Source organism: Alcaligenes sp. WGS1538 (genome assembly GCF_043187505.1).
GTDB lineage: Bacteria > Pseudomonadota > Gammaproteobacteria > Burkholderiales > Burkholderiaceae_B > Alcaligenes.
The window spans coordinates 3,481,910-3,506,076 of sequence record NZ_CP171109.1 but is presented as its reverse complement, the minus strand read 5'-3'; the positions used below and the strand labels follow the sequence as shown (position 1 = coordinate 3,506,076).

The following is a 24,167-nucleotide window of genomic DNA, read 5'->3' as shown; positions in this document are numbered from 1 at the left end:
CAAGCCTGTTGACCGCCCCTGCTTCAGGGGCGGCTTTTTTTTATACGCTGATCACCGGGCGCGTCTTATGAATTCCGGCGCAGGTAGTCCAGCACGGCGGGGGCGTCGCCCTGGAAGATCACGCGGCCGGCTTTTTGCTGGCGCTGGTAGGCGTACATGGGGTCGTAGTATTGGATCAGCAGGCCGCTGATCCAGTCGCGGTGTCCGTCCACCATGCCGCTGCGCCTTTGCTCGGCCAGGGCGGCGTCCATGATGGCGGCCAGCTGCTCGTGGCGCTGGCGGCCCAGGCGCTTGACGATGCGGTCCAGACTCTGGCGCAGACGCTGGGCGAACAGCTCGAACCCGGCATCCTCGCCGTGGGCGGCCGTGAATTCGGCCCGCAGATCCACCACATAGTCGCGCAGGATGCGCTCGATGCGGTTCTCCAGGCTGTCTTCCAGCCAGACGATGGGCCATTCCTGCATGCCCCGGTACAGCTCCAGGGGCAGGCTGCAGCTGCCGATGAGCTGGCTTTCGTCTTCCAGCACGAAGTGCCGGTGGCCGCGGGCGGATTTCTTCAGCATGTCGATGGACAGCCGGTTTTCGAAGTCGATCTGGGCCGGCTGCGGCGCGGCGTGCTTGCCGAAGCTCGATCCGCGGTGATGGGCGTGGCCTTCCAGGTCCAGGCTGTGGTCCAGCTGCTTGAGCACGTCCGTCTTGCCGGTGCCCGTCATGCCGCCCAGCACGGTGAAGCGGGCGGCGGCGATGGTTTGATCGATATTGTCCAGCAGGAAGCCGCGCATGGCCTTGTAGCCGCCGATGACGCGCGGGTAGGCCACGCCGGTCTCGGCCAGCAGCCAGGCCTGCGTGATCTGGGAACGCAGGCCGCCGCGAAAGCAGTACAGGTAGCCGTCCGGGTGCGCCTGGACGAATTGCGCCCAGGCCTGGAGGCGCCGGCGCTTGATATCGCCGCTGACCAGCTGGTGGCCCAGCTCCATGGCGGCGTTCTGGCCGTGCTCCTTGTAGCAGATGCCGACCTGACGGCGTTCCTCGTCGTTCATCAGGGGCAAATTGACGGCGTTGGGAAAGGCGCCCTTGCTGAATTCGATCGGCGCGCGGGCGTCCATCAGGGGAACGTCGTTCAGGAACAGCTCGCGGTAATTCTGGGTGTTCTGGCGCATCAACGGACTTCGACGGCGTGGGCCTGTTGCCGAACCAGTTCGCCGATGGGCTCCAGCGCCAGGCCCAGTTCGGCCGCCGCGGCCAGGAACTCGGCCTCGCCGGACGGCTCCACGGCCACCAGCAGCCCGCCGCTGGTCTGCGGATCGCACAGCAGGTCGACCTGATCCTGGCTGATGGCGGCGATGCGGTGGCCGTAGCTGTCGAAGTTGCGGCCGGTGCCGCCGGGCACGCAGCCCTCGGCCAGGTAATGTTCTATGCCGGGCAGGCGCGGGACGCGGTCCACGTCCAGGCGCGCGGTCAGGCCGCTGCCGTCGGCCATCTCGACCAGGTGGCCCAGCAGACCGAAGCCGGTCACGTCCGTCATGGCCTTGACGCCGGCCAGGCGGCCGAAGCGGCTGCCGGGCTTGTTCAGGGTGCACATCCAGTCGCGCGCCAGGTTGACGTCCTGCGGACGCAGCTTGACCTTCTTCTCCGCGGTGGTCAGGATGCCGATGCCCAGCGGCTTGGTCAGGTACAGCCGGCAGCCTTCGGTGGCGGTGTCGTTGCGCTTCATGCGGGCCTTATCCACCACGCCGGTCACGGCCAGGCCGAAGATGGGTTCGGGAGCGTCGATGGAGTGGCCGCCCGCCAGCGCGATGCCGGCGGCGTCGCAGGCGGCCCGGCCGCCGCGCACCACTTCGCGGGCCACTTCCGGCGGCAGCACATTGACCGGCCAGCCCAGGATGGCGATGGCCATCACGGGGTCGCCGCCCATGGCGTAGATGTCGCTGATGGCGTTGGTCGCGGCGATGCGGCCGAAGTCGAAGGGATCGTCCACGATGGGCATGAAGAAGTCCGTGGTCGAGACCACGCCGCGTTCCTCGTCCAGCCCGTACACGGCCGCGTCATCGCGCGAGGCGTTGCCCACCCACAGGCGCGGATCCAGGTTCTGGGCGCCGCTGCCCGCCAGGATCACGTCCAGCACCTTGGGCGAAATCTTGCAGCCGCAGCCGGCTCCATGACTGTATTGGGTCAGGCGAATGGGAGTATCCATGAGGTGTGCACGCAATGAGTGGGGTGAAGTTGAAATGATACTAAATTGCTTGCCTTCCAGTTTGGAAACAAATTCCTCTACTTGACACATTGTGTCTTTGAAAGAAGAATGTGTCTTGAACAATTCAAAATTCAAAAGTTCAGGAGACATCACATGAAGAAGACTGTGCGGATGCTGGCGGCCGGGTGGGCGGTCGCCATGGCCATGGGGACGGCGCAGGCCGCGGAATTCCCGAGCCAGCCCTTGAGGCTGATCGTGCCCTTCGGGGCCGGCGGCATCACGGACCTCATCGCGCGCCAGCTCGCCCAGCAGATGGGGCAGCAGCTCGGGCAGACGGTGATCGTGGAAAACAAGGCGGGCGCGGGCGGCATGATCGCCGCCCAGGCGGCGCAGAGCGCCAAGCCGGACGGGTACACCATATTCATGGGCACGGTGGGCACGCAGGTGGTCAATCCCCTGATCATGTCCAGGGTCAGCTACGATCCGCAGGCCTTTGCGCCCATAGGCATGGTGACGGGCTCGCCCTACGTGCTGGCGGTGCGCTCGGACCTGGGCGTGGACAGCTACGCCCAACTGGTCGACAAGGCCCGCCATGCGCCGGGCAGTCTCAATTTTGGTTCGGCCGGGGTGGGCAGTTCGCCGCATCTGGGCATGGAACTGTTCAAGCTGACCGGACAGGTCGATGTGCTGCACATTCCGTTCAAGAGCGGCGGCGAAGCCGTCAGCGCCGTGGTCGGCAGGCACGCGGACATGGTGATGGACGCCATTCCCGTGGTCATGCCGCAGGTCCAGGCGGGCAAGCTCAAGGCCCTGGTGCTGGCCGACGGGCAGCGTTCCGCGGCTGCGCCCGAGGTGCCGTCCAGTGCGGAACTGGGCGCGCCGGACCTGCAGATCAGCTCCTGGAATGCCTTGCTGGCGCCGCCGGGCACGCCGCCGCAGGTCGTGGCCGCGTTGGGCCAGGCCCTGCAGCGGACCCTGGCCGATCCGGATTTCAAGGCGCGCATGGCGCAGCAGGGCAGCCAGGTCTATGCAGGCACGCCCCAGGAATACCAGGACTTCATCGCCGCCGAGCGCCGCAAGTGGCGGCACATCGTGCAGACGGCCCGGATCACCCTTGATTGAGGAACGAGTCATGACGACACCCGTCCTGGAATTGGTCGACACCGTTTATTCCGGCAATGGCTGGAAGGTGCGCCTGCTGTGCGGCTACCTGGGCTTGACCGTGCGGCGCCGCAGCCTGTCCATCGTGGACGGCGACCTGGAAACGGAGGATTTCCGACGCATCAATCCCTGGGGACAGGTGCCGGTGCTGCGCACCGCCGAGGGGCCATGGCTGGCGGAATCCTGCGCCATCCTGTGGCATCTGGCCCAGGACACGGACTTCCTGCCCAAGGACAGGCTGGGCCAATCGCAAGTGCTGCAATGGCTGTCCTTCGAGCAGACCCAGCACATGGTCAATCTGGCCCAGCCGCGCCTGTGGGTGCATCTGCGCCGCACCATGTCGCCGGATGATCCACGGGCGGTGGCGTGGCGGGAGCAGGGCCGCCGGGCCCTGGCGCACATGGACAGCCATCTGCGGACCCGTTCCTGTTTCGTGGGCGAGGCGCCCAGCATCGCGGACGTCGCCTTGTTTCCCTACACCTATATGGCGGGTGAAGGCGGCTACGATCTGCAGCCGTATCCGCACGTGCGCGACTGGCTGGCGCGCATGCAGGCCCTGCCGGGCTATGTCCCGCTGCTATGAAGACCTTGAACAGGTTTCAAGACATCCATTTGTTGAAGGAGTTGATATGAACGACACCATGAGCCTGCCCAAGTCGGTATTGATTGCGCAGGCGCAAAGCCAGATGCAGGCCCAGTTCGAGATACCCGAACGTAGCGTGCGCGAGAAGCTGGCCCTGACCTGCCGAATCCTGTTCGACGGCGGCCACGATTCAGGGCTGGCCGGGCAGATCACGGCCAGAGGCGAGCAGGACGGCGTCTATTTCACGCAGCAGCTGGGCTTGGGGTTCGACGAGATAACCGCATCCAACATCCTGCTGGTGGACCAGGACCTGAACGTGCTCGAAGGTCGGGGCATGCCCAATCCGGCCAACCGCTTCCATTCCTGGATCTACCAGGTCCGGCCGGACGTCAATTGCATCATCCACACCCATCCCCTGCACGCCGCCGCCTTGTCCATGCTGGAAGTCCCGCTGGAAGTGTCCCACATGGACAACTGCCCCTTGTACGAGGACTGCGCTTTCCTGAAGGACTGGCCGGGCGTGCCCGTGGGCAATGAGGAAGGCCGGATCATCTCGCAGGCTCTGGGGGACAAGCGGGCCATCCTGCTGTCGCACCACGGCATGCTGGTGGCCGCTGAGTCCATCGAGGAGGCCTGCGTACTGGCCCTGCAGTTCGAGCGCGCCGCTCGCATGCAGTTGCTGGCCATGTCGGCGGGCCGCATCAAGCCCATCGCGCCGGAGCTGGGGCGGGAGGCGCACGATTGGATCCTGAAGCCGCGGCGCTCGCAGATCGGGTTCGAGTATTACGCCCGGCAGGCTTTGAAACGCCACGCGGACGTTCTTGAGTAGAATAAGAGGCTGCTTTTTACACGGGCGCCCCGGCCGGCCTGTTTCAGGCCGGCGCCGGGCGCCATGCCTTTTGTTCGCCCATGACCAATCTTCCTTTCCGGCTGCGCGCCCTGCGCCGCCAACACAGCTTGTCGCTGGAGCAGCTGGCCCAGCGCACCGGCCTGACCAAAAGCTATCTGTCCAAGCTGGAGCGGGCCGTCAGCGCGCCATCCATCTCCACCGTGGTCAAGCTGGCCCAGGCGTATGGCATGGGCGTCTCGCAGCTGATCGGCGAGGCCGACCTGGATCAGGACGAAAGCGTGTGCATCGTGCGCCGGGCCGACCGCCTGCCGCTGCCGGGCCATCGAGGCCAGGACGCCTATCGCTACGAGGCCATGGCGGGGCGGCGGCGTTTCCGCCTGATGAATCCCTTCATCATCTATCCGCCCCATGAAAAGCAGGAGCAGGCTTCCACCTTCCCGCACTCGGGCGAGGAGTTCGTCTTCGTGGTCGCGGGGCGGATCCAGGTCACCATCGCCGAGCACAGCTTCACGCTGGAAGAAGGGGATTCGGTGTACTTCGATTCCGAGCTGCCTCATAGCGTGCTCAGCCTGGGGCCCGAACAGGCCCAGGTGCTGGCGGTCACCTGTTCAGAAGCTGGCGCAATAGGGGGGCCTGCGACGGGCGGGGACGATCAGGCTCAATTGGCGCCCTGATCGTCCAATCCCAGGTAGGCGGCCAGGGCCGGGTCCCGGACCGCCAGCACCTCGAATAGTCCCAATGCCTGCAGCGCGGGCAGGATGGCCCGCATGTCCCGGCCGGCGCGTCCGCGTTCCGGTTCAGGGGCGGCGGGGTCGGCCCACAGTCGGGCGCTGGCCAGGAACGCGCCCACGCTGCCTTTGCGTATGACGACGCCGTTGCGGCTCACGTGATTCTGGTCGTCGGGCAACATGTCTTCGGCTCGCATGATGTTCTCCACTGAAAAAGATTCCATCATGTTAGGTAGCAGGCCATGGCTTGTGTGCGTTATAAAAGCCAATCTATAGCTCATTCACGCCAATTCATGACTTTGCCGCTTATTTCGCCTTTGCTGGCCGGTTCCGAAGATGGGCCCGCCGTGCTGGCGGTGGCCCGGCAATCCGGCGAGCAGCGCGCCACGCCGGCGCATCGCCATGCGCGCGGCCAGTTGCTGGGCGCATCGCAAGGGCTGTTGACGGTGGAGGCGGGACGCCACCGCTGGGTGGTGCCGGCCACCCATGCCGCCTGGGTGCCGCCGGGGATGATGCACAGCCTGCGTTCGCATGGTCCGTTCGCCGGCTGGAGCGTCTATGTGCAGCCGCAGGCGTGCCGGCTCCTGTCCAGCAGCGCCTGCGTGCTGCAGGTGTCCGGCTTGCTGCGGGAGGCGGTGATCCGGGTCGCGACCTGGGAAGGGCAGGCCTGGACGCCGGAGCGGCAGCGTCTGGCAGCGGTGTTGCTGGACGAGATACGCGCTTTGCCCGAGCAGGACCTGGGCTTGCCCCTGCCGGCCGATGCGCGCCTGCTGCGCATTGCCCAGGCCTTGATCGACCGGCCGGGCGATGACCGCAGCCTGAACGCCTGGGCGCAGTGGGCGGGCTTGGCGCCGCGCACGCTCAGCCGTCGTTATGTCATGGAGACCGGCTTCAGCCTGACGGCTTGGCGTCAGCGCGTGCGTCTGTTGCGCGCGCTGGAATTGCTGGCGCAGGGCCGGGCGGTGGGAAGCATTGCCCTGGAGCTGGGCTATGACAATATCAGCGCCTTCATTGCCTTGTTCCGGCGAGAGTTCGGCGTGACGCCGGGCCGCTGGCGTGAAGGGAAAGTTGGCGGAAAGCAGCAGGAGTCGAACCTACCTGGGAACGTCTGACGCCCCCAACCGGGTTTGAAGCCCGGCCGTGCCACCGGGCACGGATGCTTTCCGCGAAGCCCACATCATACTTTAGGGCAGGTCGGCCTTCAAATTCGTCTCGGGCTTATCCGGCCAGGCCTCGCCGCGCAGGACGTGGCGATCGCGCAGGCGGCGGGTGTAGCCGATGCGGTCGAAAAACTCCAGGATCTGGATGGCGCGCTTGCGGCCCAGGCCGGTGGCGTCGCGAAACTGCGCGGCGCTCACGCCCTTGCCCGCGTCCAGCTCGGCGACGACAAGGGCCAGCCGCGCCGTCTGGTCGCGGTGGTAGAACAGGTCATGCACGATCTGGAACAGCTCGCCCTGGCGCACCAGCCGGCGCAGCAGGGCGCGCACGCGCTCTTCCGGCTCGCCCAGCTCGCGGGCCAGGTCGCGCATCCAGGGGGGATCGAAGCCGCCGGCCTCGATGCGCGGCAGCAATTCTTCCGCCAGGGCGGCGTCCTCGGCCGTCAGGGCGACGCGGTGCCCCGGACGATGCAGCCAGGCGCCTTGGCGGACCAACCGGCCCTGGGCCAGCAGTTGTTCGCAGACCAGCTGCCAGACGGCATCGGGCATGGTGGGAGCCGCCATGCGCCGCAGCCGGCTGGGGGACAGGCCGGGCTCGTCGGGGTTGCGCTCATGGAAATCCAGCGCGGTGTTTTCCACCTGTGCACAGAGCGCCTCCAGGCGCGCATCGCTCAAGAGGATGCGCTCGCCTTGCGGGCGGGCGGGTTCGTGCCACCGCGCCCGAGGCGGCGGGGCCAGTCGGTCGGCGCGACCGCCCGCCAGGCGCAGCAGGGCGGATTCCTCCAGCCCGTAGGGCGCCTGGTCCAGCAGGCCGGCCAGGTCGCCGCCGCGCGCCCAGCCCGCCAGGGCGTCCAGCCAGGCCAGCCGGCCCGCGGAGCGGCGCTTGCGGTCCGGCGCGCCGGGGTCCAGCACGATGCCGCCGCCCACGGTCTCGCGGGCCTGTGCGTTGCGCAGGATGAAGCGTTCGCCCGTCACCGTGCAGATCGCCCGTTCAAAAACCAGTTGGACCTTGCCGGTCTGGCCGGGCTGCAGCGCCTCGCCGACCAGCGGCACGGCGTGCGCGGTCAGGTGGGCGGCCCCCAGATGCACGTGCCAGGGGGACCAGGCGCGCAGCGGACCGTCGGCCTTGTCCAGCAGCGTCAGCTCCACGTCGATGCGCGCCGATGGGACGAAGCAGCGCGCATCGGCCAGCCAATCCCCCCGCGAGATGTCCTGCACGTCCACTCCGCCCAGGTTCAGGGCGCAGCGCTGGCCGGCCACGGCCTGGCGGGCCGGCCGGTTCTGGGCATGGATGCTGCGCACGCGCACGGGCCTGCCCTGGGGCATCAGGCGCAGGTCCGGAAGCGGGCCGTCCAGGTCCAGCAGGCCGCCGTGCACGGTGCCGGTCACGATGGTGCCGTGCCCCTGCAAGGTGAAGACGCGGTCGATGGCCTGCCGGAAGTAGCCTTCCCTGCCCTGCACGGCCGACTGCATGGCGCGCTCGTGCAGGTGGCGGCGCAGCGGCTCCACGCCGGGCGCGCCGCTGGAGACGGCATCCACCACGAAGACAGGCGCATCCTGCAGAAACGTCGATTGCACCAGCGCGGCGACCTCGGAGCGTACCTGGGCGATGCGCTGTTCGTCGGCCCGGTCGGCCTTGCTCAGCACGATGGCGCCTTCCCGCAGGCCCAACAGTTCCAGCACGGCCATGTGCTCGCGCGTCTGCGGCATCACGCCGTCGTCGGCCGCCACGATGAGCAGGCCGAAGTCTATGCCCGTGGCCCCGGCCACCATGGTGTGGACCAGGCGTTCGTGGCCGGGCACGTCGATGAAGCCCAGCACTTCGCCGTTGGCCAGCGGCGTGTAGGCATAGCCCAGTTCGATGGAGATGCCGCGTTTCTTCTCTTCCTGCAGCCTGTCGGTGTCCACGCCCGTCAGGGCGCGCACCAGGGTGGTCTTGCCATGGTCGATGTGTCCTGCCGTGCCGACGATCATGTGCTTTGTTCTGCAGTCAGTTGCGCGGTGAAATCGGGCTCCTGGCTTTCTTCCAGGCAGCGCAGGTCCAGCCACAGCGCATCGTCGGCGATGCGTCCGATGACGGGCCTGGGCAGTTCGCGCAGCCGGGTTTCCAGGCGTGTCAGGTGCCGTCCCGGACGGCCCGGCCCCGCATGGCGGATGCGCAGGCCGCAACTGGGCAGCACGTCCTCGGGCAGGGCGCCGCTGCCGATCTGGCTGAACAGCGCGGCCGGCTCCACGGCGAAGTCCGCGCCCGCCCAGGATTGCAGGACGGGCGCCAGGCGGGCGGCCTGTTCTTTCATGGCCGAGGAGGGGCGGGTGAACAGGCGCAAGGTGGTCAGGCGTTCGGGCAGCAGCTCGGGCGCGCGGTACAGGGCCAGCACGGGCTCCAGGGCGGCCAGGGTCAGCTTGCCCACGCGCAGGGCGCGCTTGAGCGGGTTTTTCTTGATCTTGCGGATGAGTTCGGCGCGTCCCACGATCAGGCCGGCCTGCGGGCCGCCCAGCAGCTTGTCGCCGCTGAAGGTGACGATGTCCGCGCCCGCCTGTATGGTTTCGCGCACGGTGGGCTCGGGCGGCAGCCCCCATTGCGCCAGGTCCACCAGCGTGCCGCTGCCCAGGTCCACGCTGGCGGGCAGGCCGCGCGCATGCGCGATGTCGGCCACCTGGCCCACATCCACGCTCTTGGTGAAGCCCTTGACCGCGTAGTTGCTGCAATGGACTTTCATCAGCATGGCCGTGCGTGGGCCGATGGCGTTTTCATAGTCGGCGGCATGGGTGCGGTTGGTCGTGCCGATCTCCACCAATCGCGCGCCCGCGCGCTTCATGATGTCGGGAATGCGGAAGGCGCCGCCGATCTCGACCAGTTCGCCGCGCGACACCACGCTTTCGCGCCGGTCGCTGAGCGTATTGAGCATCAGTAGAACGGCGGCGGCATTGTTGTTGACCACGGTGGCGGCCTCCGCGCCGGTCAGCTCGCACAGCAGCGGCTCGATCAGGTCGTCGCGGTCGCCCCGTCCGCCGGTTTCCAGGTCGAATTCCAGGTTGGCGGGGGAGGTCAGCGCGCGGACCACGGCCTGCACGGCCTGGTCCGGCAGCAGGGCGCGGCCCAGATTGGTGTGCAGCACGGTGCCGGTCAGGTTGTAGACCGGGCGCAGCCGGGATTCGTTGCGGGCCGCCAGGCGGGCCTGCAGGGCCCGGGCCAGGGCCGGCGCGTCCAGGGCGCGCCGGTCCAGCTTTCCTTGCAGGGCGGCTTCGCGCAGGTCCTGCAGGCAGGCGCGCATGAGCTGGCCGACCTGGGTGTGGCCGTAGGCCTGGAGCAGCGGTGCGAACTCGGGCGAGCGCAGCAGGCGATCCAGCGATGGGATGTCTTTGGCGCCGGCCGGCGCCTCGGGGGAAAGAGTCGCAGTGTTCATCGTGCAAAGGCTACCACGGAGTCCGGGGCAGATCGACCTTCAGGCGCGCCGTGCGCGGCCTGCAGGCCGACTCATCTCAGGACTGCTGCCACAGCAGGGGATTGCCGCTGGAGCGGGAGTAGCCTTCCTCGCCCATGAGCACGTCCAGGGCCAGGCTGGCCAGGTCGTCGGCCACCGGGTCCACGCCTAGCTGCTTTTCCTGGTAGAAGATCTTGCGATAGGTATGGCAGTTGTCGCAGGATTCGGCCTTGATGCCTTCGGGGCCGTCCTCGATGGCATGGTAGGCCACGCTCTTGGTGCTTTCGCAATGCGAGCAGGTGACGCGCACCAGGTGCCATTCCAGCGAGCAGCGCGGGCAGCACAGATAGCGGCATCCGTCCTCGCGTCCGCCCACGCGCACGATGCTGGCCACGGGCAGGCTGCCGCAGGCCGGGCAGACGCCGAAGGGGCTGGTGACCGGGAGCTGGCTTTCGTCCAGCGAGCAGGCCAGGTGGGTCCAGTAGACCTGCAGGGCCGCCATCACGAAGGGGGCGGCGGCGCCCTGGTCCTCGGCCAGTTGTTCGGCCAGCAGGGCGTCGGCCAGTTCTTCAATGGCTTGCGGCTGCTCCTGCAATTGCGCCAGCAGGCCCCGGCACACGTTCACGGCGGCTTCAGGCACGCCCGGCGCCTGCGTCATGTGGGTCAGCAGGCCGGTCAGGATGGCGCGCCACCGGGCGTCGCGCTTCCAGCCGGAGGCCAGCAGCGGCGGCATGCCGTGGGTGCGGGCGGTCTCGATCAGCTCGGCCGGCAGCGGCGTGTCGGGCAGGGCGGCCAGTTCGCGGTGCTGGCCGTCCACCAGGACGGCCAGCAGGTTCAGGTAGGCGCCGGCGGGATTGTCGGCGGCCAGCTGGCGCAGGCGGGCGGCCCGGTCGGCAAAGACGCTGGCCCGCACCGGCAGGCGCAGCCGGGGGATGGACGTGTGGTCCAGACTTTCGATCTCGCCGCGCGGAAGGATGCGTTGCAAGGCAGACTCCTGAAACAAGGCAGCCATGCGCGCATGCGGGCATGGCTGCCGGTGGTCGGCCCGGGATCACCGGGCCGGTGACGACCTACTTGGGCTGGCGGGTGGGGCGCTTGCCCACTTCTTCGCGGAACCAGGCCCTGTGGTGCTTCCAGGCCCAGCCGCGGCTGACGGTGCCGCGCGTCATGGCCTTGACCGAGCCCTTGACCCAGATGCCGGCGTAGATGTGCACGATGATCGCGCAGATCATCAGCAGCGCGAAGACCGCGTGCAGCACCGAGGCCAGGCGTATGGCCCAGATGGGGAAGTAGAGCGAGAAATACTCGCGCCACATCACCACCCCGGTCACCAGCAGGCCCAGCACCAGCAGCACCAGCGCGAAGAACAGGACCTTCTGGCCGGCGTTGTAGCGACCCACGTCGGGGATGCGCTCGTCCCTGGCGTTGAGCACGTCGTTGAAATGGCGCAGCCAGGTCGCGTCGCCGCGGTCGAAGGTGTTGTGGCGCACCATGCGGGCGGCGAACACGAAGAAGCACACGAACAGCACCACGCCGATGAACGGGTGCAGGATGCGCGTCCAGGGGCCGCCGCCGAACAGGTTGCTCAGCCAGAACAGGGAAGGGTGGAACAGCGCCAGCCCCGACAGCGCCAGCAGCACGAAGCTGATGGCGATGATCCAGTGGTTGATGCGCTGGCCGGCGGTGTAGCGCACTATCATTCTGTCGCGTTTATGCTCAGTCATGATGGACCTCCTCGATCCGTCGTGCTTCCTCATCGGCGCGGCGTTCGTCTTCCTCGTCCGTCTCGTTCGGGCCGGTGCGGATGTAGTGGAAGAAGCCGAACAGGGCGGTCAATGCCATCGCGGCCACGCCCAGGGGCTTGGCCACGCCTTTCCAGAGCGAGACCATGGGGCTGATCTGCGGGTCCTTGGGCAGGTCGCTGTACAGTTCGGGCTTGTCGGCGTGATGCAGCACGTACATGACGTGCGTGCCGCCCACCCCGGCAGGGTCGTACAGGCCGGCGTTCTCGAAACCGCGCGACTTCAGGTCTTCGATGCGTTCGGAGGCGTGCTGCTTCATGTCCTCCTTGGTGCCGAAGACGATGGCCCCGGTCGGGCAGGTCTTGGCGCAGGCCGGTTCCTGCCCCACGGCCACCCGGTCCGAGCACAAGGTGCACTTGTAGGCCTTCTTGTCCTTTTCCGAGATGCGCGGGACGTCGAACGGGCAGCCCGTGACGCAATAGCCGCAGCCTATGCAGTTCTCCTCGTGGAAATCCACGATGCCGTTGGTGTACTGCACGATGGCGCCCGGCGAGGGGCAGGCCTTCAGGCAGCCCGGATCCTCGCAGTGCATGCAGCCGTCCTTGCGGATCAGCCATTCCAGGTCGCCGGCGGGGTTCTCGTACTCCGCAAAGCGCATGATGGTCCAGGACTTGTCGGTCAGGTCCGCGGGGTTGTCGTACACCCCCACGTTCTCGCCGATTTCGTCGCGCACGTCGTTCCACTCCATGCAGGCGACCTGGCAGGCCTTGCAGCCTATGCACTTGCTGGTGTCGATGAGCTTGGCCACCTCCCCGCCCACGGGCTCGCGCACGCTGGGCGAAGGGGTGGTGGTGGCGGAGCGCCGCTTGATATCCAATGATTGCAATGCCATGGCTTACTCCTATACCTTTTCAAGCTTGACCAGGAAGGACTTGGTCTCGGGGGTTTGCGAGTTGCCATCGCCCACCGGCGGGGTCAGCGTGTTGGCCAGGAAGCCCGGCTTGGCCAGCCCCACGAAGCCCCAGTGTATGGGAATGCCCACCTGGTGCATGGGCTTGCCGTCCACGGTCAGGGCCTTGATGCGCTTGGTGACCACGGCCACGGCCTTGATGTAGCCGCGGTTCGAGGACACCTTGACGCGGTCGCCGTGCGCGATGCCCACCTCCTTGGCCAGTTCTTCGCCGATCTCCACGAACTGTTCGGGCTGCACGATGGCGTTCAGGCGCACGTGCTTGGTCCAGTAGTGGAAGTGCTCGGTCAGGCGGTAGGTGGTGCCCACGTAGGGGAACTCCTCCACCTTGCCCATGGAGGCCAGGTCGTCCTTGAAGACGCGTGCGGCCGGATTGCTGACGGCGCGCGGCTCGTCGGGACTGAGCGGGTTGTAACCCAGCGGAGTCTCGAAGGGCTCGTAGTGCTCGGGGAAGGGGCCTTCGGCCATGCCCTTGCGGGCGAAGAAGCGCGCCACGCCTTCGGGGTTCATGATGAAGGGGGACATGCCGCCGGCCGGATCCTCGTCGATCTTGAAGTCGGGCACGTCGGCGCCCACCCAGCGCTTGCCGTTCCAGTTCACCAGGCTGCGGCGCGGATTGAAGGGCTTGCCTTCCAGGTCGCAGGAGGCGCGGTTGTACAGCACGCGACGGTTGGCCGGCCATGCCCAGGCCCAGTTCAGGGTCTGGCCTATGCCGGTCGGGTCGCTGTTGTCGCGCCGCGCCATCTGGTTGCCCTGCTGCGTCCAGGCGCCGGCGTAGATCCAGCAGCCGCTGATCGTGGTGCCGTCGTCGCGCAGTTCGGCAAAGCCGTCCAGCTGCTCGCCGGCCTTGCGCGTGACGCGGGTCGGATCGTTCGGATCGGTCAGGTCTGCAAGGGCGCGTCCCGAGTATTCCTTGGCCAGTTCGGCGGCGCTCGGGTCGTCCGGGTTCGAGTACGGCCAGTACAGGTTCAGGATGGGGTCCGGGTAGGCCCCGCCTTCTTTCTGGTACATGGCCCGCAGGCGGGTGAACAGCGTGCCCATGATCTCGATGTCGCTCTTGGCCTCGCCGGGCGGCTCGGCCGCCTTCCAGTGCCATTGCAGCCAGCGGCCCGAGTTCACCAGCGCGCCTTCCTCTTCGGCAAAGCAGGTCGTGGGCAGGCGGAAGACCTCCGTCTGGATGGAGGCGCTGTCCACGTCGTTGTGCTCGCCGTAGTTGCGCCAGAATTCCGACGTTTCCGTGACCAGCGGGTCCATGATGACCATGTACTTGAGCTTGGAGAAGGCGCGCAGCAGCTTCTTCTTGTAGGGCGCGGCGGCCAGGGGGTTGAAGCCCTGGCAGATGTAGCCGTTCATCTTGCCCTGGTCCATGAGCTCGAAGACCTGCAGCATGTCGTACAGCTTGTCCAGCTTGGGCAGGTAGTCGAAGGCCCAGTTGTTCTCGGCCTGCGCGGCATCGCCCCACCAGGCCTTCATCAGGCTGACGTGGAACTTCTTGTAGTTGCGCCAGTAGCTGAGCTGGTTGGGCCGCAGCGGCTGCTGGGCGCGCGCGGCGATGTAGCCGTCGAATTCCTTCTCCGCCTGGTTGGGCAGCGTCAGGTAGCCGGGCAGCAGGTTGGACATCAGCCCCAGGTCCGTCAGGCCCTGGATGTTGGAGTGCCCGCGCAGCGCGTTCATGCCGCCGCCGGCGATGCCGATGTTGCCCAGCAGCAGCTGCACCATCGCGCCGGTGCGGATGATCTGCGAGCCGATGCTGTGCTGCGTCCAGCCCAGCGCGTACAGGATGGTGCCGGCGCGATCGGGCGAGGCCGTGGAGGCCAGCATTTCACAGACCTTCAGGAACTTGTCCTGCGGCGTGCCGCAGACACGCTGCACCATCTCGGGCGTGTAGCGCTCGTAGTGCTTCTTGAGCAACTGGTACACGGTGCGCGGATGCTGCAGCGTGGGGTCGGTCTTGACGTAGCCGTCCTCGCCCAGTTCGTAGTCCCAGGATGTCTTGTCGTAGCTGCGCTTTTCCTCGTTGTAGCCGGAGTACAGCCCCTGCTCGAAGTCGAAGTCCTCGCGCACGATGAACGACATGTCCGTGTAGTTGCGCACGTATTCGTGCTGGATCTTGTCGTTGTCGAGCAGGTACTTGATGACTCCGCCCAGGAAGGTGATGTCCGTTCCGGTGCGTATGGGCGCGTAGAAGTCCGCCACGGACGCCGACCGCGTGAAGCGGGGATCCACGACGATGAGTTTCGCCTTGTTGTGCGCCTTGGCCTCCGTGACCCATTTGAACCCGCAAGGGTGGGCCTCGGCGGCGTTGCCGCCCATGATCAGCACGATATCCGCGTTCTTGATGTCGACCCAATGGTTCGTCATCGCGCCACGGCCAAACGTCGGGGCAAGACCTGCCACCGTCGGGCCGTGTCAGACACGAGCTTGGTTGTCGAACGCCAGTACGCCGAAGCTGCGGATGACCTTGTGCGTGATGTAGCCCACTTCGTTGCTGCTGGCCGAGGCGGCCAGCATGCCCGTGGTGAGCCAGCGGTTGACCACGGTGCCGTCGGCGGCGGTGGCCTCGAAGTTGGCGTCGCGGTCTTCCTTCATCAGGCGGGCGATGCGATTGAACGCATCTTCCCAGGAAATGCGTTCCCATTTGTCCGAGCCGGGGGCGCGGTATTCGGGGAACTTCAGGCGGTTGGGGCTGTGGATGAAGTCCACCAGGCCGGCGCCCTTGGGACAGAGCGTGCCGCGGTTGACCGGGTGATCCGCATCGCCTTCGATGTGCACCACGCTGGGCTGGGCGTTCTTGGCGCCGTCGCCGCGGGAATACAGCAGCACCCCGCAGGCGACTGAACAATAAGGACAGGTGTTGCGCGTCTCTGTCATGCGGGTCAGCTTGTATTGCCTGACTTCCGCCATGGCGGGGGTGGGCGCGGCGCCCAGCAGCACCATGCTGGAGCTGGCCAGCGAGGCCCCCGTCACTTTGAAGAACTGACGCCGACTCATGTTGACCATGCGGCTCTCCAATAGAGTGATTATTGGTGTTTCAAAATCGGACGGGCGCGGCCTTGTGAGCGTTGCAACCCGTTTCATGGTTAGACAGTATAAGCCTGGGGCAGTCGGAAAACGAAACGGCAGGGGTTTTCCTGTACTGAAAACGGCATTGATTTAATTGATGTTTTTGCAATTGGGAATCAATTGCATTGGTCTGCCGGTTATTGTCCTATGTTTTATAAGGACATTTGCTGTTTCATTCTGTCCTTTTACGGAATCCGATATATAACCGCCCGGAAGCTCGACCTGGACGCGGCAAACCGCCGGAGACTGGATCCCGGCGCTCAGCACGACGTCGATGGACGCCTACCTGGTCATGATGATCGCCGGAGCCCTCAACGTGGTGCTGGCGCCGCGGGTGCGGCAGTTGTTCTTCTAGCCCGCAGCGGTGCGCGCAACGTCCATGAAGGGGATGAAGCGGTCCAGGATGACGGCGTGGTCCTCGAACAGTTCTTCCTCGATCTCGGACAGGCGTTCCACGGGCCACCAGACGGCTTCCTTGGCGTCGTCCTCGCCGCGTACCTCGGGCAGGCGGTTCAGGGCCTGCCGGAAGTGGAAAGCCTTGGTGACCAGGCGGCCGCGCGGGCTGCGGGTCGGGTCGTCGAAAACGGCCTGGGCCTGCAGGGCGGCGTCCATGGTGGCGCGCAGGGGCTTGTAGCCGGTTTCCTCGCTCAGTTCGCGCAGGGCGGCCCGGTAGAAAGTCTCGTGCGGGTCGACGAAGCCGCCGGGCAGCGCCCATTGGCCGTGGCCGATGTTGCCGCCGCGCCGGATCAGCAGCACGTGGCCGTTGATCTCCAGCACGCTGTCCGCCGTCAGGTAGCAAGGCCCGGTGTACCTGGCCCTGTAGGCGTCCACCGCCTTCTTTTCCTCCAGCCGCTCTCGGTATTCGGGCAGGGCTTTCCAGGCCTGCAGGTAGGCGATCACGCCCGGGTGCACATAAGGCGCCAGGACGCGGGCAAAATCCCCTTCGCTGAAGAACACGTCGCGCAGGGCGGCGCCGTCCACTTTCATGGCGCTGCCCGAATCCACGAAGCGCCAGTTGGGGAACAGGTCCAGGTAGTAGCTGGATTCATTCTTGTTGAAGCCCACCAGGCAGATGTCCGGGCGGGGCGCCGCCTCGCGCGCCGCCAGGGCCTGCACGCCTTGCTGGACGGCGTGCACCCAGCGCTTGTCGTCGTAGTAGTCGCGCACCGGTAGAAAGCGCACGCGGGCGCGCTGCTCGTCCTCGAGCATGCTGTCCAGCATGGCCTGGCGTTCGACGGCCGTGAAGGGGTTCTTGGGATTGCGGGAGCGCCGGGCCGAGCCGATGACCACCACCACGGTATCGGCCAGCTCGAAAGCCTTGCGGATCAGGGCCAGATGGGCCAGGTGGGGCAATTGCCAGCGGCCTATGACCACGGCGATGGAATGCGGGTTGCGCATGGGGGTTCCTTATGTGCGCCGGGCTCAGAGCGGGTGCTTGAAGACCTGGCTCAGGTAATTCAGGAAAGTGATGTCGTCGCACAGCGTCTTGCCGGGCGAATCGGAAAGCTTGGCTACGGGCTGCTCGTTGCATTGCACCAGCTTCATGACGATGTTCAGGGGCGTGTGGCCCAGATCGTTGCTCAAGTTGGTGCCTATGCCAAAGCCCAGTTGCACGCGATCGCCGAAGTGGCGGTAAAGCGCCAGGGCGGTGGGCGCGTTCAGCCCGTCCGAGAAGGTCAGCCGTTTGGTGTGGGCGTCGATGCGCAGCCTGGCGTAGTGCGCCAGGGCTTTTTCGCCCCACAGGACGGGATCGCCCGAATCGTGGCGCAGCCCATCGAAGAGCTTGGCGAAGTACAGGTCGAAGTCGGCCAGGAAGGCGTCCATGCCGACCACGTCGGTCAGCGCCGTACCCAGGTCGCCGCGGTACTCCTGCACCCAGGCCTCCAGGGCGGCCTTCTGGAAGTGGCGCAGCTGGATGCCGACGGTCTGGAAGGTCTGCAGATATTCGTGCGCCATGGTGCCGATGGGCACCAGGTCGAACTTCCGGGCCAGGTATACATTGGAGGTGCCGCGAAAGCAGGCGGGCAGGGCGTCTTTCAGCGTGCCCACCACTTCTTCGTGCCAGGGGCCGCTGTAGCGCCGCCGCAGGCCGAAGTCGAAGAACTCGAAAGGATGGCGGCGCTGGTTCGCGGGATCTTCCAGCTCGCCGCGCAGCAGGGCGATTTTTTCCTTCAGGCGGATGCGGCCCGTCTCCAGGGTCTGCTCCTGGCTGTCATGCGTCAGACGCCTGAAGTAGAGCTCGTTGACGATGGCCAGCACGTAGATCTCGAACAGCATCACGTGGATCTGCGGGCCTTTGGCGACGATTGCCAATGCGTCGCCTTCGGCGCGCGCCTGGATGAAGGGGCGATGCAACTGGAAGATGCGCAGGAACTGGATGAAGTCGGGCTTGATGTAGCGGCGTTCGGCCAGGTAATCGAGTTCGTCGGGGGCGAAGCGCAGCGAGCACAGGTGGTCCAGCTGCGCATTGACCGCCTCGGCCAGCTCGGCCAGCGGGAAGGCCGGCGTGCTGCGGCATACGAAGCAATACTCCGCCGTGTTCATGGGGTAGGCGTGCAGGATGGCCTGCAGCATGGTGAACTTGTACAGGTCCGTCTCCAGCAGGGAGCGGATGACGGGAAGGTACAGGTCGGGCAAGGTGGCAGGCGCCATGCGCGCTCCTTCGGATAAGGTATCTTCACTATACCCGGAAGCGCCCGGGGATTTGCGCCGGTTCTCGAAGGAACAGGTCCCGGCTGCATGGCTATAGGCGTCGCAGGCTGATCGCCACGCCGGCCAGCAAGGCGGCCCCGGCCGCCCAGAGCGAGCCGTCCAGCGTCCCGTTCACTGCGAACAGGGCGTTGGCTGCCATGGGCCCCACGATCTGCCCTATGCCGTAGACCAGCGTCATGGCCGCCATCAGGTTCCCCCGCGCCTGGTCGGCCAGGCGTGCGGCGGGCATGGCGATGGTCACGGTCCCCATGAAGGTGCCGCCGACCAGCAGGGCGCTCAGCAAATAGGCGGCGGCATGATGCGCCGCGACGGGCAGCATGACTCCCAGGGCCTGCGCGCCCAGGTTCGTCGCCAGCGCGGAGCGCGTGCCAAGACGCATGTGCAGGCGATGCCAGAGAAAACAGGACGGCGCCGCGCCCAGTCCGAATACCGCCCATACATGCGCGGCGTCCAGCTCCGGCAGGGCGGCCCGCGCCAGCAGCGGCAGATAGGTTGCAGTGATGATGTAGCCGAAGCCGGCCAGGCCGTAGATGGCGACCAGGGGGCCGGGCCGCACGGGAGGCGGCGTCTGTGCGGCGGCAAGCCGTGTCGTCCTGCCGGGCGCGGCCCCCGACAGCAGGCCTGGCGCGATCGCCGCGCTCATGGCGGCGCTGACGGCGCCCAGCAGGAGCCACAGTGCCTTGCTGTCCAGTCCCGCGCCCGCGCCGGCGGCCAGCAACTCCGACGACAAGGCGATGCCTAGTCCGACCCCGGCATACAGCAGCGGCGCGCGGTGCATCTGCTGCTGGCGCTCCAGCAGCCATAGCGATGCCGCCACAATGGCCAGCGCGCTGAAGACGCCCGCCAGCCCGCGGACCGCCAGGATGATGGCGACCGATTCGACCGCTCCCAGGACGGCCAGGCAGGCGGCCGTGCCTGCGCTGGCCCACAGGCACAGGCGGTGGGCCGTGCGGGCTCTGAGCCTGAAGGCCAGCAGTGCGCCGAGCAGATAGCCGGCATAGTTGGCGGAGGCCGCCAGGCTGCCGTCGCGCAGGCTCAGCAGGTTTTCCTCGACCATGTGCGGGTAAATCGCCGTGAAGGCAAAGCGCCCGAAGCCCATGCCGATCGCCATGACCAGGGCGGCCTCGATGGCGGGGCGCCAGTTGGGTTCATGGACGGCGGCTGCGCGTCTCATGCCGGAATGCCTTCCAGCTGCTCGAGCAGATTCCGTAAGGCGGGCGTGTCGTAGCCTGTGCGCCAGGCCAGCCAGGTATGGGCGTGCCGGATGCTCAGGCACGTCAGGTCCGGCGGCATGCGGGTCAGTTCCAGCACGCTTCTGGGCAGGAGCGCGACGCAGGCGCCCGCGGCCACGCAGGCGACCATGCCGTGATAAGACCCGACCTCTTGAACCGACCATTCGGCGCTGCCGGCCATGCCCAGCCATTCCTCGGCCATGGCCCGGTAGGCGCAGCCTTGCTTGAACGCCGCCAGCGAACGGATCCGGATGTGCTTTGCGGTGCGCACCGGGGCGTGGCCGGCGGGCAGAAGCATCACCAGTTCTTCCTGCCAGACCTGTCTGGCCGACAGGCCCAGGTCGGCCAGCGCTTGCGCCTCGTCCAGAGGCGGCGCCAGGGCGACGAAGGCGCAATCCAGCCTTCCGTTGCGCACCTGCTCCAGCAACTGGCGGGACGGACCGGTATCGACTTCCAGTCGCGTCGCGGGAAAATGGGCATGGTAGCCCGCCAGCAGGTCAGGCAAGCGGCTGGCGGCCGTGCTTTCCATGCTGCCCAGATGAAGGACGCCGCCGTGCCGGCCGCCCGTCACCACTTGGCGAGCTTCTTCCTCGAGGGCCAGCATGCGTTGCGCATAATCCAGGAAATGTTCGCCGGCCATGGACAGGGCCATGCGCTTGCCGGTGCGCACGAACAGTTCGACTCCCAGGTCCGCCTCCAGCTGCTGGACGCGGGTGGTGACGTTGGACGGCGCGCGACCCAGCCGGGCGGAAGCTTGCGTGATGCTCAGCTCGGCAGCCACGGCCTTGAATATTCGGAGGGATTCCAGGTCCATTTTGTTCTTAAAAAAAGAATAATATTGAACTAATATTATCTAAACAAGAACAAAAAGGCAAGCTGCTTCGACAGGGCCATCTTGCCGCGGTCAAGAATCAGGGGGCGGGGTAAAAGTTCTGCCGGGCGCCTGCCGCAGCCGGCGCCCGGCAGAAGGCCTCAGCGCGCTTGCTCAGGCGCGTCTTCAGCCTGGAACTTCACGGCCTGCTTGGCCCGGGTGTCGACGTGCAGCGAGAAGATGTCGGGGCGGGAATAGTGGCCGCACACGTCGAAGTCCAGGTTGCCCTGTTTCAGCAAGCCCATGTCCAGCTCGGCATAGAGCTCGGTTTCCTCGTCGTAGACGGGGCCGGCCAGGACCTCGCCGACCGGACTGACGATCATGCTGCCGCCGTGCATGATGTAGCCGTCTTCCGATTCATGACCAGGCAGGTCGAACTCCCGACGGAAGGACTCGGGGTAGGCCGACAAGCGGATGGCCTGGCAAGCCGACAGTACGAATACCCGTCCCTCCAGCGCGATATGGACCATGGAACTGGGCCAGGTCTTGCGGTCGTCGGCGGTGGGGGTGCAATAGATTTCCGTGCCCTGGGCGTACATGGTCTGGCGCAGCGCCGGCATGTAGTTCTCCCAGCAGATCACATTGCCGATGCGGCCATGCGGCGTGTCCACCGTGCCCATGGTCGAACCATCCCCGAATCCCCATACCAGCCGCTCCTGGCCGGTGGGCATCAGCTTGCGGTGCAGGCCCACCACGCCCTTGCCGGGCGCCAGGGTCAGGGCCGTGCAGTACAGGGTGCGACCCATTTTTTCGATGACGCCCATGACGGTATGCACGCCGCTTTGCGTGACGGCGTCGGCCAGGGCCTGCAGCTCGGGGCCGTCCAGGGAGACGGCGCCGTCCACATACATCTGGTAGAGTTCGCGCCCTTCGGGGCGGCGGTTGCCCACGACGCTGCCAAAGCTGATGCCTTTGGGGTAGCCGCCCAGGAACGCTTCGGGAAAGACGGCGATGCGGGCGCCGTTCCCGGCCACGCGGTGCAGGATGTCGGCCGCTTTTTCCACGCTGCGGGCGGAATCGAAGGGAATGGACGCGGCTTGCACGACGGCGACTTTGGTCATAGTGGTCTCCATGGTTGATCAGCCTGCGGAAAGATCGATGTCTCTGGTTTCGGGCAGGCGGGTATACAGAATCAGAAAGCACACCAGGGATACGGCGGCCAGATACCAGGCGGGCACGTTGGGGTTGCCGGTGTACTGGATCAGCGCCGCCGCGATGAACGGGCCGGGGCCGGCCAGCAGCGCCGAGGATACGTTGTGGCCCAGGGCCGCGCCGGTGGAACGGATGGATGCCGGAAAGACTTCCACCAGCAGCACGACGTTCATGACGGCCGAGATGCTCACCAGGAAGGCCAGGATGATCAGGCCCAGCAGGATCAGGCCGGTCTTGCCGGAGTTCAGCATGAGGAAGACGGGGTAGGCCATCACGGTCAGCCCCAGCGCCGCGAACAAGGCCGGCTTGCGGCGGCCGTGGCGATCCGAGAAGCGCCCCACCAGCGGATGCAGCACGCAATACGCCACCAGCGAAATGCTGCACAGCCACAGCGCCGAGGTCTTGCTCATGCCCAATATGGAGACCAGATGATTGTTGGCGTAGGTGATGAAGTAGTAGAGCGAGACCAGGAACAGCGCGGAAAAGGCAAAGGACAGCAGGAAGGCATTGAACTTGTCTTTGCGGGAGACGCGCTCCAGGGTGTTGTTGGCTTTTTTCTCCTGCAGCTCGTGGTAGACCGGCGTATCGGACAGCTTGCGCCGGATGAAGACGGCCACGAAGGTCATGACGATGGACAGCACGAAGGGCAGGCGCCAACCCCAGCTGATGAGTTGTTCATCGCTCAGGGCGGTGCTGATCGCGGCGGCGGTTGCCGTGCCGGCCAGAAAGGCAATGCCGGCGGTGAAGGTCACGACGCTGGCGGCGCTGGCCCGACGGTTGGCAGGAGCGCTCTCCACCAGGAAGATGCCGGCGGCGGACCATTCGCCGCCCACCATCATGCCTTGAAGAAAGCGCAGGATCACCAACAGGATGGGCGCGGCGATTCCGATCGTGGCATAGCCGGGCAGCAGGCCGATCAGGGTGGTGAATACGCCCATGCCGAATACGGTGATCATCAGGACGATCTTGCGGCCGAAACGGTCGCCGATCGGGCCCAGGATGAGCGCGCCGAAGGGACGGGACATGAAGCCGACGGCAAAGACGGCCAGCGACGACAGCAGGGATACCCCGGCTGCGTCCGAGGGGAAGTAGATGCTGCCGATGATGGCGGCAAAGTAGCCATAGATGGCGAAGTCGAACCATTCCATGAAGTTGCCGATGCCGACCGCGACGACCTGTTTTCTGTTCAGGCCGGGACGGCCTGGGGCGGCGGCGGCGCCGTGGCGTGGGGCAGCAGTGATGCCCATGATAGTGCTCCTCGTGCAGAACAAGTTTGGGATGGCCTTTGTTGTGGTTGTGGCCGATTTTCAGTCTAATCACGTCAGGTAATTATTCAAACTAATTCGATAAATGACCTCGATAAACATTGCTAATATCAGGCGAGTTGATCTGAACCTGCTGCTGGTTTTCCAGTGCCTCATGAACGAGCGCAGCGTGACCAAGGCGGCCAACGTCCTGTTCGTGACGCAAGGCGCCGTCAGCGCTTCCTTGCGCAAGCTGCGCGTGATGTTCAACGACGAGCTGTTCACGCGCGGCTCCCACGGCATGGCGCCCACGCACAAAGCCCTGGAGATCGCGCCGCAGATTTCGGAGGCCTTGAAGAGCATCTCTGCGCTGGTGACGCCGGAGCAGCATTTCGACCCGCAACGCTCCAGCCGGGTATTTCGCATCGCCTTGTCCGACGATCTGGAGAACATGCTCGCCAAGCGCATGATCCGGGCCGTGGACCAGCGCGGCTGGTCCATCAGTTTTTCCTTCTATCAGACCAATAGCTATGTATGGCCGCAAAGCATGGCGGAGCATGATGCGGACCTGGTCATCTGTTCCAGTCCCAAGCACCTGAGCGCCGTGCACAAGTCACAGGTGTTGTTCTCGGCCTCTTACGCTTGTTTGTACGATCGCGAGTCGACGAACTTTTCCACGCCCATCAGCAAGCAGGAGTACCTGGAGGCGCAGCACGGGCGCGTCTCCTACGACGGCTTGCGCGGCTTTGTCGATGAACTGTTCGATGCCGAACATGTCCAGCGCAAGGTCAAGGCTTCGTTCACCCATTTTTCCGGCGCCGTCAATGCGGTGATCGGCAGCCGGCTGGTGCTGACCTTGCCGGATTACGCGGCGCATTCGTTCGCCGAGTCCAATCGCCGCCTGGCGGTGTCGGCGACGCCGCTGCGCGTGCCTTCCTTCATCGTCTCCATGATCTGGGACATCAATGCGGAACATGACGAGGAGAACCGCTGGCTGCGCCGTTTCGTCCTGGAGTTGACCGGCGAGCCCGCCGGGTCTTATTAAAATGAAGAAGAGGGGCGTCAGGCCCGGTCCTGGCTTTG

At 66.1% G+C, this 24,167-nt stretch carries 21 protein-coding genes and 1 tRNA gene; 6 read left to right on the top strand and 16 right to left on the bottom strand.

Going from position 1 to position 24,167, the window contains the following annotated elements:
• Window positions 1–65: 65 nt before the first annotated feature.
• Both mnmH and selD read right to left on the bottom strand, forming a co-directional pair.
• A complete protein-coding gene (mnmH, locus tag ACF3ND_RS16340) occupies window positions 66–1,160 on the bottom strand; it encodes a tRNA 2-selenouridine(34) synthase MnmH (RefSeq protein WP_394062329.1) in 1,095 nt (364 codons plus the stop codon).
• On the bottom strand, window positions 1,160–2,194 hold the full coding sequence (gene selD / locus ACF3ND_RS16335) for a selenide, water dikinase SelD (RefSeq protein ID WP_394062327.1): 1,035 nt from the start codon (window positions 2,192–2,194) through the stop codon (window positions 1,160–1,162). The genes mnmH and selD overlap by 1 nt, the downstream gene beginning before the upstream one ends.
• A 153-nt stretch (window positions 2,195–2,347) precedes the next feature.
• Here selD and ACF3ND_RS16330 point away from each other — a divergent pair, with 153 nt between their 5' ends.
• The 4 genes from ACF3ND_RS16330 to ACF3ND_RS16315 all read left to right on the top strand — a co-directional run bounded on the left by ACF3ND_RS16330 (window position 2,348) and on the right by ACF3ND_RS16315 (window position 5,462).
• A complete protein-coding gene (locus ACF3ND_RS16330; RefSeq protein ID WP_394062325.1) occupies window positions 2,348–3,316 on the top strand; it encodes a Bug family tripartite tricarboxylate transporter substrate binding protein in 969 nt (322 codons plus the stop codon).
• A 10-nt stretch (window positions 3,317–3,326) separates the two neighbouring features.
• Complete coding sequence (locus ACF3ND_RS16325; RefSeq protein ID WP_394062323.1) at window positions 3,327–3,938, top strand: glutathione S-transferase family protein; 612 nt, start codon at window positions 3,327–3,329, stop codon at window positions 3,936–3,938.
• A gap of 46 nt (window positions 3,939–3,984) precedes the next feature.
• Window positions 3,985–4,767: an aldolase gene (locus ACF3ND_RS16320; RefSeq protein WP_394062321.1), complete on the top strand. Its 783-nt coding sequence runs from the start codon at window positions 3,985–3,987 to the stop codon at window positions 4,765–4,767.
• Window positions 4,768–4,847: 80 nt separating this feature from the next.
• The gene (locus ACF3ND_RS16315) at window positions 4,848–5,462 is read left to right on the top strand and encodes a helix-turn-helix domain-containing protein (protein ID WP_394062319.1); all 615 of its coding nucleotides are present in this window, start codon (window positions 4,848–4,850) and stop codon (window positions 5,460–5,462) included.
• Here ACF3ND_RS16315 and ACF3ND_RS16310 read toward each other — a convergent pair.
• Window positions 5,447–5,713, bottom strand: coding sequence for a hypothetical protein (locus ACF3ND_RS16310; RefSeq protein ID WP_394062317.1), 267 nt, complete (start codon window positions 5,711–5,713; stop codon window positions 5,447–5,449). The two genes, ACF3ND_RS16315 and ACF3ND_RS16310, sit on opposite strands and share 16 nt — an antisense overlap.
• 96 nt (window positions 5,714–5,809) lie before the next feature.
• Between ACF3ND_RS16310 and ACF3ND_RS16305 the strand changes: the two genes are divergently transcribed.
• The gene (locus ACF3ND_RS16305) at window positions 5,810–6,628 is read left to right on the top strand and encodes an AraC family transcriptional regulator (protein WP_394062315.1); all 819 of its coding nucleotides are present in this window, start codon (window positions 5,810–5,812) and stop codon (window positions 6,626–6,628) included.
• Here ACF3ND_RS16305 and ACF3ND_RS16300 read toward each other — a convergent pair.
• The 13 genes from ACF3ND_RS16300 to ACF3ND_RS16240 form a co-directional block, all read right to left on the bottom strand.
• Window positions 6,586–6,681 (bottom strand) — tRNA-Sec (locus ACF3ND_RS16300). The genes ACF3ND_RS16305 and ACF3ND_RS16300 overlap by 43 nt on opposite strands.
• A 19-nt stretch (window positions 6,682–6,700) precedes the next feature.
• A complete protein-coding gene (selB, locus tag ACF3ND_RS16295) occupies window positions 6,701–8,647 on the bottom strand; it encodes a selenocysteine-specific translation elongation factor (RefSeq protein WP_394062313.1) in 1,947 nt (648 codons plus the stop codon).
• Window positions 8,644–10,080 carry an L-seryl-tRNA(Sec) selenium transferase gene (gene selA, locus ACF3ND_RS16290; RefSeq protein ID WP_394062311.1) on the bottom strand — a complete coding sequence of 479 codons (1,437 nt, stop codon included), beginning with the start codon at window positions 10,078–10,080 and terminating at the stop codon, window positions 8,644–8,646. The genes selB and selA overlap by 4 nt, the downstream gene beginning before the upstream one ends.
• A 76-nt stretch (window positions 10,081–10,156) precedes the next feature.
• The gene (fdhE, locus tag ACF3ND_RS16285; protein ID WP_394062309.1) at window positions 10,157–11,083 is read right to left on the bottom strand and encodes a formate dehydrogenase accessory protein FdhE; all 927 of its coding nucleotides are present in this window, start codon (window positions 11,081–11,083) and stop codon (window positions 10,157–10,159) included.
• Window positions 11,084–11,168: 85 nt separating this feature from the next.
• Complete coding sequence (locus ACF3ND_RS16280) at window positions 11,169–11,822, bottom strand: formate dehydrogenase subunit gamma (protein ID WP_394062307.1); 654 nt, start codon at window positions 11,820–11,822, stop codon at window positions 11,169–11,171.
• Window positions 11,815–12,732 carry a formate dehydrogenase subunit beta gene (fdxH, locus tag ACF3ND_RS16275; RefSeq protein ID WP_394062305.1) on the bottom strand — a complete coding sequence of 306 codons (918 nt, stop codon included), beginning with the start codon at window positions 12,730–12,732 and terminating at the stop codon, window positions 11,815–11,817. Before fdxH ends, ACF3ND_RS16280 begins: the two co-directional genes overlap by 8 nt.
• 9 nt (window positions 12,733–12,741) lie before the next feature.
• Window positions 12,742–15,810, bottom strand: a complete 3,069-nt coding sequence (fdnG, locus tag ACF3ND_RS16270) for a formate dehydrogenase-N subunit alpha (protein ID WP_394062303.1) — start codon at window positions 15,808–15,810, stop codon at window positions 12,742–12,744.
• A 414-nt stretch (window positions 15,811–16,224) separates the two neighbouring features.
• Window positions 16,225–17,271 (bottom strand): NUDIX domain-containing protein, encoded by a 1,047-nt coding sequence (locus ACF3ND_RS16265; RefSeq protein ID WP_394062301.1) that lies wholly within the window; start codon window positions 17,269–17,271, stop codon window positions 16,225–16,227.
• 24 nt (window positions 17,272–17,295) lie between these two features.
• Complete coding sequence (pncB, locus tag ACF3ND_RS16260) at window positions 17,296–18,525, bottom strand: nicotinate phosphoribosyltransferase (protein WP_394062299.1); 1,230 nt, start codon at window positions 18,523–18,525, stop codon at window positions 17,296–17,298.
• A gap of 91 nt (window positions 18,526–18,616) precedes the next feature.
• Window positions 18,617–19,759 (bottom strand): YbfB/YjiJ family MFS transporter, encoded by a 1,143-nt coding sequence (locus ACF3ND_RS16255; protein ID WP_394062297.1) that lies wholly within the window; start codon window positions 19,757–19,759, stop codon window positions 18,617–18,619.
• Window positions 19,756–20,631 (bottom strand): LysR family transcriptional regulator, encoded by an 876-nt coding sequence (locus ACF3ND_RS16250; RefSeq protein ID WP_394062295.1) that lies wholly within the window; start codon window positions 20,629–20,631, stop codon window positions 19,756–19,758. The genes ACF3ND_RS16255 and ACF3ND_RS16250 overlap by 4 nt, the downstream gene beginning before the upstream one ends.
• A 158-nt stretch (window positions 20,632–20,789) precedes the next feature.
• A complete protein-coding gene (locus tag ACF3ND_RS16245; protein WP_394062293.1) occupies window positions 20,790–21,749 on the bottom strand; it encodes a carbon-nitrogen hydrolase family protein in 960 nt (319 codons plus the stop codon).
• An 18-nt stretch (window positions 21,750–21,767) separates the two neighbouring features.
• The gene (locus ACF3ND_RS16240; RefSeq protein WP_394062291.1) at window positions 21,768–23,087 is read right to left on the bottom strand and encodes an MFS transporter; all 1,320 of its coding nucleotides are present in this window, start codon (window positions 23,085–23,087) and stop codon (window positions 21,768–21,770) included.
• Between the two features lie 103 nt (window positions 23,088–23,190).
• Here ACF3ND_RS16240 and ACF3ND_RS16235 point away from each other — a divergent pair, with 103 nt between their 5' ends.
• The gene (locus ACF3ND_RS16235) at window positions 23,191–24,129 is read left to right on the top strand and encodes a LysR family transcriptional regulator (protein ID WP_394062289.1); all 939 of its coding nucleotides are present in this window, start codon (window positions 23,191–23,193) and stop codon (window positions 24,127–24,129) included.
• The last annotated feature ends 38 nt before the right edge of the window (window positions 24,130–24,167 follow it).